2 protein-coding genes are annotated in these 7,356 nt (G+C 72.6%); both read left to right on the top strand.

Annotation, left to right across the window (positions count from 1 at the left end; genetic code table 11):
* Positions 1 to 5,805, top strand: a 5,805-nt coding sequence (locus NQU54_RS47715) for an SDR family NAD(P)-dependent oxidoreductase (RefSeq protein ID WP_372506432.1), incomplete at its 5' end; no start/stop codon positions are given.
* A 42-nt stretch (positions 5,806 to 5,847) separates the two neighbouring features.
* Positions 5,848 to 7,356, top strand: a 1,509-nt coding sequence (locus tag NQU54_RS47710) for a type I polyketide synthase (RefSeq protein WP_257636514.1), incomplete at its 3' end; no start/stop codon positions are given.

Here is a 7,356-nt window from a genome sequence, read left to right as displayed (position 1 = left end):
CTGGTGAGCGCCGGTCTTTCGCCGTCCGACGTCGATGCGGTGGAGGCGCACGGCACGGGGACGACGCTGGGTGACCCCATCGAGGCGCAGGCGCTGCTGGCCACGTACGGGCAGGAACGCCCCGCCGAACAGCCTCTGTTGCTCGGCTCGATCAAGTCCAACATCGGGCATGCCCAGGCGGCGGCGGGCGTGGCGGGCGTCATCAAGATGGTGCAGGCGATCCGGCACGGAAGGCTGCCTGCCTCCCTGCACATCGATGAGCCGAGCCCGCATGTGGATTGGGAGAGCGGTGCGGTGCGGCTGCTGACCGAGGCGGTGGAGTGGCCGGAGGGCGGGCGGCCGCGCCGTGCCGGTGTGTCCTCGTTCGGCGCCTCCGGCACCAACGCCCATCTCCTTCTGGAGCAGGCCCCCGAGCCGTCGAAGCGCATCACGGTCGCCGAGCCCATGACCTCCCCCGATATGCGGGCGGTTCCATGGACACTGTCCGCGCGGAGCGCGGAGGCGCTGCGCGGCCAGGCCGCCGCGCTGGCCGAACGCATGGCCCGGTGCCCGGAGCTCTCGGCGATCGATGTGGGCTGGTCACTCGCCACCACAAGGTCACTGTTCGAGCATCGGGCGGTGGCGCTGGGCGATGACCGCGCCGAACTGCTGGCCGCCGTAGAGGCGTTGGCGACCGGCGAACCCCACCCGGGTGTGGTGCTCCCCGGCGGTGGAGCGGCGGCGGGCAAGACGGTGTGGCTCTTCAGCGGCCAGGGCAGCCAGCGCCAGGGGATGGGGGCCGGGCTGTACGACCGGTTCCCGGTGTTCACCACGGCGTTCGACGAGGTCTGCGAACTGCTCGACCCCCATCTCGAACACCCCCTCCGCGACGTGGTCTTCCACGGTGTGGCCGAGCGGCCGGGGCTGTTGGATCACACCACCTACGCCCAGGCGGGACTGTTCGCACTGCATATCGCCCTGGCACGGCTGCTGATGTCGCTTGGAGCGCACCCCGATGCGCTGATCGGGCATTCGATCGGGGAGATCGCCGCCGCCCATATCGCCGGTGTCTTCGACCTCCCCGACGTCTGCCGCCTGGTCGCCGCCCGCGCCACCCTGATGGGTGGGCTTCCCGAGGGCGGGGGCATGGCCACGGTCGCCGCCACTCCCGACGAACTCGCCGACGACCTCGCCGCACACGACGGCCAGGTGGGCATCGCCGCTCTGAACACCCCGGGCAACACCGTCATCTCCGGCCCGACCGGCCTCGTCGCCGATATCAGCGCCACCTGGGCGGCCAAGGGCCGCAAGACCAGGACACTCACCGTCAGCCACGCCTTCCACTCCCCGCTGATGGATCCCATCCTGGGGCCGTTCGCGCGGGCCATCGACGACCTGACCTTCCACCGGCCCACCCTTCCCCTGCTCAGCAACCTCACCGGTGAACCGGCCGATGAGGAGATGGCCACACCGGGCTACTGGGTGCGGCACATCCGTCAACCCGTCCACTTCCACCCCGCCGTCGCCCATATCGCGCCCGAGACCGGCGTGTTCCTCGAACTCGGCCCCGATCCCGTCCTGGCCACCGCGACCCAGCACACCCTTCAGCACCTCACCGCCGACGAGGCGACGGCCGATGCCGACGAGCGCGGGGCCGGGCGGCCGACTCCGCTGGTGACGGCCACCCTGAGCCGTAAGCGGCCCGATGCGCACGCACTCGGCCATGCCCTCGCCCAACTGCACACCCATGGCACCGATATCGACTGGGCCCGTTGGTTCCCGGCCGATCCGGCGCCTCGGACGGTCGAGCTGCCGACGTACGCCTTCCAGCGTGAGCGCTACTGGCTGGCGGCGGGCGGTGGCGTCGGAGATGTGGGGGCGGCCGGGCTACAGCGCGTCGGGCATGCGCATCTGCCGGCTGCCGTCGGGCTCGCCGATGGCGGGCTGGTGCTCACCGGCCGGATCCCGGGCGGCGCCGGGGGCTGGCTGGCCGAGCATGTGATGGCGGGCGCCGTGCTGGCCCCGGGCGCCGCGCTGGTGGAGTGGGCGCTGCGGGCCGCCGATGAGGCGGGTTGCGGCGGGGTGGAGGAGCTGGCGCTTCAGGTCCCGCTCGTGCTGCCCGCGTCCGGTGGGCTGCGTGTCCAGGTGGTGGCCGGTGCGGCCACCGGGCACGGGCGGCGTGATGTGCGGGTGTACTCCCGGCCCGACCGCGATGTGGAGCCCGGTGCCGACCCGGGCTGGGTGTGCCACGCCGAGGGCGTCCTGGGCCCGCCGTCCCTCCAGAGCCCCGGTCCGGTGGACGAGCCGGTCACGGCATGGCCGCCGGCGGGTGCGGAGCCCGTACGGCTGGACGGGTTCTATGAGCACGCCGCCGCGTCGGGGTACGCGTACGGGCCGTCCTTCCGCGGACTGCGGGCCGTATGGCGGGAGGGCGCGGACCTCCTGGCCGAAGTGGCGCTGCCCGAGGCCGCCGGAGACCCGGAGGGGTTCGGTATCCACCCGGCGCTTCTGGACGCGGCGCTCCATCCGGCGTTCCTCCTCGACCGGCCGGAGGCGGAGCGCGACGGGGGCCGGGTGTGGTTGCCGTTCGCCTGGAACGGTGTGTCGCTGTGGGCGGGCGGCGCCACGACCGTACGGGTCCGGCTCTCGCCCCGGAACCAGGACGGCGTTGAGGGCGAACGCGGTCTGCGGGTCGAGGTGGCCGATGCCGTGGGCGGTCCGGTGCTGACCGTCGACTCGCTGGTGATGCGACCGGCCGCCGTCGACCAGCTGCGGACCACCGGCGGGCCCGTGGTGGACGGGCTGTTCACCCTGGAGTGGACGCCCCTGCCCGTCCCCGCACAGGAGCACACCGATGCCGGAAACCACGAGCCGGATCCGGCGGATGGCGGCGATTGGGCGGTTCTGGACGGGCAGGGGTGCGGACCGATTCCGCCGGGCGCGGTACACCATCCGCGTCTGGAGGCGCTGGTCTCCGCCCTCGACGGTGACGGCCCCGCCCCCTCGGTGGCCATCGCGTATCTGCCCGCCTTCGGGGAACCGTTCGACGGATCCGACCCAGCCGACTCGTCCGACGGGGACACCGCCAGGGACCTGGCCGCCGCCGGTCTTGCGGCCTCGGAGTGGGCGCTGGAGCTGGTACGGGGCTGGCTGGCCGAACCCCGGTTCGCCGATACCCGGCTGGTGGTGGTCACCCGGGGAGCGGTCGCGCTCGACGCCTCCGAAGCGGAGGGCGCCGGAGACGGCGGCGTGGACGTGGCCGGGGCCGCCGTATGCGGGCTGGTGCGCAGTGCGCAGGCGGAGAATCCGGGGCGATTCACTCTGCTCGATCTCGACCCGGACTCCGAGCCGCTCGCGGAGGGTGTGCGCGGCGCCGTGGCGTGGGCGGCGCACATGGACGAGCCGCAGATCGCACTGCGGGCGGGACGGCTTCGGGTGCCCCGGCTGATGCGTGCCGGTGGCGCGAGCAGCGGAGGTGTGGTCGCACTGGTGGGGCAGCCCGCATGGCGGCTGGAGCTGACCGGCGCGGCCACCGTGGACAACGTGAAGCCGGTGCCGTGCCCGGAGGTGCTCGAACCCCTCGGACCGCGGCAGGTACGGGTGGCGGTGCACGCTGCCGGTATCAACTTCCGTGACGCGCTGATCAGTTTGGGCATGGTCCCGGGCCAGACCGGGCTCGGTGGCGAAGGCGCCGGTGTGGTGCTGGACATCGGCCCCGAGGTGACCGGGCTCGCGGTGGGCGATCGGGTCATGGGGGTCTTCGACCGCGCGTTCGGCCCGATCGCGGTGACCGACGCCCGCATGGTGGCGCCCATTCCCGCCGGATGGACCGATGCGCAGGCGGCCTCCGTGCCGGTGGCGTTCCTGACCGCCTGGTACGGGCTCGTGGAACTGGGCGGGCTCCAGGCCGGGGAGTCGGTCCTGATCCACGCGGCGACCGGCGGCGTCGGCATGGCGGCCGTGCGCATCGCCCGCCATCTGGGCGCGGAGGTCTACGCGACGGCGAGCCCCGGGAAGCACACGGTGCTGGAGGAGATGGGCATCGATGAGGCACACCGGGCCTCGTCGCGCGATCTGGACTTCGAGGAGGTGTTCCGCGGGGCCACCGGCGGACGCGGCGTCGATGTGGTGCTCAACAGCCTGGCCGGGCCCTTCGTAGACGCCTCCCTGCGGCTGCTGGCCGAGGGCGGCCGGCTGATGGAGATGGGCAAGACCGATCTCCGTGACCCCGAGCGCGTCGCGGAGGCGCATCCGGGGGTGACGTATCAGGTCTACGACCTGATCACCGACGCCGGGCCGGAACGCGTCGGCCGGATGCTGGGCGAACTGGGCGAGCTGTTCGCCGCCGGAGCCCTGCGGCCGCTGCCGGTCCGTACCTGGCCGCTCAGCCGGACACATGAGGCGCTGCGCCATCTCAGCCAGGCCAAGCACACCGGCAAGCTGGTGCTGGACGTCCCCGCCCCGGTGGACCCGGACGGCACCGTGCTCATCACCGGTGGCACCGGCACACTGGGCGCGCTGGTCGCCGAACACCTCGTACGAGTCTGGCGGATCGGCCATCTGCTGCTGGTGAGCCGCCGGGGCCCGGAAGCGCCGGGCGCCCAGGACCTCACCGCCCGGCTGACGGCTCTGGGCGCGCGGGTACGTATCGTCGCCGCCGATGTCACCGACGCGGCCGCCGTGGCCGATCTGGTGGCGGGGGTCGACCCCGAGCATCCGCTGACCGGAGTGATCCATGCCGCGGGTGTGCTGGATGACGCGGTCGTCACCGCGCAGACCCCCGAGCGGCTGGCGCGGGTCTGGGCGGCGAAGGCCACCGCCGCGGCACATCTGCACACCGCGACGGCACATCTGCGACTGGGCGCGTTCGTGCTGTTCTCGTCCGCCGCCGGGGTCCTGGGCAGCCCGGGACAGGCCAACTACGCGGCGGCCAACGCCTTTTGTGACGCGCTGGCGGCCCACCGCCGGGCACGGGGCCTGCCGACATTCTCGGTGGCGTGGGGCCTGTGGGCCGAAGCCAGCGAGATGACCGGTGGCCTCGCCGAAGCGGATCTGGCCCGGATGTCCCGCTCGGGCGTCACCGCGATGGTCGCGGACCACGCCCTCCGGCTGCTCGACGCGGCGGCCGAACACGGCGGCCACCAGCTGATCGCGGCGGATATGAACCCGCGTGTCCTGGCCGCCCAGCCCGCCGACAGCCTCCCCGCCACGCTCCGCGCCCTCGCCGTCTCCGGCGCCGGTGGCACGGCGGCGCGCCGTACGGCGGCGGCAGCCGACGCACGGCCGGACGACTGGGCCGACCGGCTGGCGGGCCTGTCCGCCGCGGAACAGCGCCGCGCGGTCCTCCAGTTGGTCCGTGGCCATGTGGCCACCGTGCTCGGGCACGCCGACGCCGAAGCGGTGCAGGCCGACACCAGCTTCAAGGAGCTGGGCTTCGACTCCCTGACCGCCGTCGAACTGCGCAACCGGCTTGCCGCCGCCACCGGTCTGCGGCTGCCCGCCGCCCTCGTCTTCGACTATCCGGAGGCGGCCGTGCTGGCCGACTACCTGCTGGAGCGCATCGCCCCGGCGGTCGGCGCCGTCTCGGGCCGGTACGGCGCCGATCCGGTCCTCAACGAACTGGCCAGGCTCGAAGCCACCCTCATCGGCCTCGAGATGGAAGCCGGCGATTCGGGGGCGGTCACCGCACGGCTCGAAAGCCTGCTGGCGAAGTGGAAGGCGACACGCAAGCCGGCGGAGGAAGAGATGACCGCCGCCGAGAGGCTGGAGTCCGCGTCCGCGGCCCAGGTTCTCGACTTCATCGACAACGAACTGGGCGTGTCCTGAATGTGCCGGGCGCGACGATCACTGAGGGCCGGGTGAAACCTCATGGTGAACGTGAATGAAGAGAAGCTGGTCGAGTATCTCAAGCGCGTTTCCGCGGATCTGCACGATACGCGCCTGCGTTTGCGTGCGGCGGAGGAGCGACACCAGGAGCCGATCGCGGTCGTGAGCATCGCCTGCCGGTTCCCGGGCGGCGTGAACACGCCCGAGGACCTGTGGCGGCTGGTCGCCGACGGCGTGGACGCGATCGGGGATTTCCCCACCAACCGCGGCTGGGACCTCGACAACCTCTACCACCCGGACCCGGACCACCCCGGCACCACCTATGTCCGACGGGGTGGATTCCTCTACGACGCCGACCGGTTCGACCCCCAGTTCTTCGGCATCAGCCCGCGCGAGGCGCTCGCCACCAGCCCCCAGCAGCGACTGCTGCTGGAAACCGCCTGGGAGGCATGCGAACGGGCCGGAATCGACCCGGTCTCCCTCAAGGGCTCCCGAACGGGCGTCTACGCCGGTACGGCCACCACCGGCGGCACCACATCGGGTGACCTTCCGCAGAAGGGATCCGAGGGATACGCGGGCAACGCACCGAGCCTGCTGTCGGGCCGGGTGTCCTACACCCTCGGCCTGGAGGGACCGGCCGTCACGGTGGAGACGGCGTGTTCGTCATCCCTGGTCGCCATCCATCTCGCCGGCCAGGCCCTGCGACAGGGGGAGTGCACCCTGGCCCTGGCCGGCGGGGTGACGGTGATGGCCACCCCCGAGGTGTTCACCGGCTTCTCCCGGCAACGGGGGCTGTCCCCGGACGGGCGGTGCAAGGCGTTCTCGGCGAGCGCGGACGGAACGGGCTGGGGCGAAGGCGTCGGCCTGATGCTGCTGGAGCGGCTGTCCGACGCCCGGCGCAACGGACATCGGGTGCTGGCGGTGATCCGGGGCTCGGCCATCAACCAGGACGGCGCCAGCAACGGATTCGCCGCGCCGAACGGCCCCTCCCAGCAGCGGGTGATCCGCCAGGCCCTCGCCAGCGCCCGGCTGGCCCCGTCCGAGGTGGACGCGGTGGAGGCGCACGGCACGGGCACCAAACTGGGCGACCCGATCGAAGCCGACGCGCTGATCGCCACCTACGGCCGGGACCGGCCCGAGGACCGGCCGCTCTGGCTCGGCTCGCTCAAGTCGAACATCGGTCATACGCAGGGTGCGGCGGGTGTGGCCGGTGTCATCAAGATGGTGATGGCCCTACGGCACGGCGTACTCCCGGCCACCCTCCATGCCGAGGAGCTGTCACCCCATGTGGAGTGGGACGGCGGCGGGGTGCGTCTGCTGACCGAGGCGGTGGAGTGGCCTGATGGCGAGCGCCCGCGCCGGGCCGGTGTGTCGTCTTTCGGGATCAGCGGCACCAATGCGCATGTGATCGTGGAGCAGGCGCCTGAGGGGGATGTGGAGTCGGTGTCCTCTGATGTGGGTGGGGTGGTGCCGTGGGTGGTGTCGGCGCGTAGTGCGGAGGCGTTGCGGGGGCAGGCGGCGGGGTTGGTTGAGCGGGTGGGTGGTGTGTCT

Source organism: Streptomyces malaysiensis subsp. samsunensis (assembly GCF_024519315.1).
GTDB classification, from domain to species: Bacteria; Actinomycetota; Actinomycetes; order Streptomycetales; family Streptomycetaceae; genus Streptomyces; species Streptomyces malaysiensis.
Note: the sequence above shows the minus strand (reverse complement) of the source record. Positions and strands in the feature narration are given on the sequence as shown.